The organism is Providencia sp. JGM181 (assembly GCF_018257375.1).
Taxonomy (GTDB): domain Bacteria; phylum Pseudomonadota; class Gammaproteobacteria; order Enterobacterales; family Enterobacteriaceae; genus Providencia; species Providencia lanzhouensis.
On sequence record NZ_JAERJY010000245.1, the window covers coordinates 1 to 1,999 of the forward strand.

1 protein-coding gene is annotated in these 1,999 nt (G+C 41.1%); it reads left to right on the plus strand.

From position 1 onward, the window contains the following. Positions 1-142 precede the first annotated feature (142 nt). Complete coding sequence (locus JK188_RS17190) at positions 143-1,870, plus strand: potassium/proton antiporter (RefSeq protein ID WP_108478554.1); 1,728 nt, start codon at positions 143-145, stop codon at positions 1,868-1,870. Positions 1,871-1,999 lie beyond the last annotated feature (129 nt).

Consider the following 1,999-nt stretch of genomic DNA (forward strand, 5'->3'; position numbering starts at 1 on the left):
ACATCATAATGTTTATTTGACCTCTTTGGACTAAAAACACCATGAAATGTATATTTTAGTCACTTTTATAACATCTTTAGCTACCTCGCGCGCTTTACGATGCATCGTCAGCGTTTTATTCACCTCTAACTGAAAACTGATTATGCCGACTATCGAACAACTTATATTGCTTTCATCCATATTGATTTTACTCGGTATTTTTTCGAGTAAATTGTCTGCAAGACTTGGTTTGCCAATGTTGGTTATGTTTCTCTTTATTGGCATGCTGGCAGGTGAGGATGGCTTAGGGAAAATTACCTTTGATAACGTCAATGTATCTTATGCTGTTGGCTCTCTCGCCCTTGCTCTAATCCTTTTCGATGGTGGGCTACAAACCTCAGTAAAATCAATTAAGCTAGTCTGGAAACCTGCATTCACCTTAGCTACCGTTGGTGTTTTGATTACTGCTGGTATCACTGGGTTAGCCGCTGCCTATATTTTAGGTATTCCACTTCTTGAAGGGTTGCTTTTAGGCGCCATTGTTGGCTCAACGGATGCCGCCGCCGTATTTTCACTGCTACGCAATGCAGGCATTTACCTAAATGAGCGTTTACAGGCGACTTTAGAGATAGAGAGTGCAACCAACGACCCGATGGCCATATTTTTGACCGTTGGACTACTGCAACTGCTAATGAACCCACAAGCCTCTGGCAGTGAATTAGCGTTATTATTTGTTAGCCAAATGGGAATTGGTGCTGCTGTAGGGGTAGGTGTTGGTTGGATTTCAATAAAGATCATCAACAAAATTAAGTTACTTGCGGCAGGTCTTTATCCCGTTTTAGTGGCGGCTTGTGGTTTGTTTTCATTCGGTGTCGCCAGTAATTTAGATGGAAGTGGCTTCTTATCTATTTTTGTCACGGGTGTGGTTATTGGTAATCACTCATTTGTTTTCCAGCGCAATACCTTTCTATTCCATGATGGGCTGGCATGGTTAAGCCAAATCATCATGTTCGTGATGTTAGGCTTATTGGTTAACCCTAGCTCATTAATTGAGGTATGGCAGGAAGGGTTGCTCATTGCGCTGGTATTAACCTTTGTTGCAAGACCGTTGGCGGTTGTCCCTGTACTCAAACTATTTCGCTTCACTCGAAATGAGATAGCACTTATCTCCTGGGTTGGACTAAGAGGCTCTGTTCCGATTATTTTGGCTATTTTCCCCTTTATTTTTGGGTTACCGGGGGCCAACCTCATTTTTGATGTTGTTTTCTTCGTGGTACTCATTTCTGCAACGCTACAAGGTTCCACGCTGCCTTACTTTGCTCGCAAGTTAAATCTTATGCAACCACCACCGCTTCTGCCCGCTGCGACATTAGATATTACTGCTGTCGACCAGATTGATGCTGACTTGGTCGAATATACGCTGGGCGAGGACTGCTCTGCGGTAGGACGAAGGTTATCTCAATTAGCCCTGCCTGACCAAACCGTGATTGCGATGATCACCCGAGAAAAAAGTGTATTGCCACCACGCGGCTCAACAATCTTAATGGCGAATGATCATTTGTTTGTCGTACTAAAACCGCAAAATCGCCTATTCTTAGAAAGATTATTCTCCGAACAAACTTCTTCAGAACCAACCGTTATGGAGCTACCTGAATCAGGTTTAAGCTTAAAAGGCACAACGCGATTAAATGAAATTTATGAGTCATATGGGATTTTGATTGAAGTTGATTCCGATAAAACACTCAATCAATTTATTCACGTCAATACTGAAAATGAACCCTCTCAAGGGGATGTGATTAAGCTAGATGGCATACAAATAAAAATTGATGAAATGATCGGCCCACGTATCGTTACTGTTATTTTAGAGCCAGTAAAAATCCAGCAGGAATAATATGTTAAAAATAGTGATAATCCATTTTCATTTTTCCACGCTTATTTTCTAAATTGTATGCATAAAAAATAAAAGCCCCAAAGGGGCTTTTATTTTTGCAAGTACTCTATATAAGAGAGAGATTAATAT

Coding starts and splice junctions, on each gene's coding strand:
- JK188_RS17190 (WP_108478554.1), top strand. CDS start 143: ATGCCGACTATCGAACAACTTATATTGCTTTCATCCATATTGATTTTA.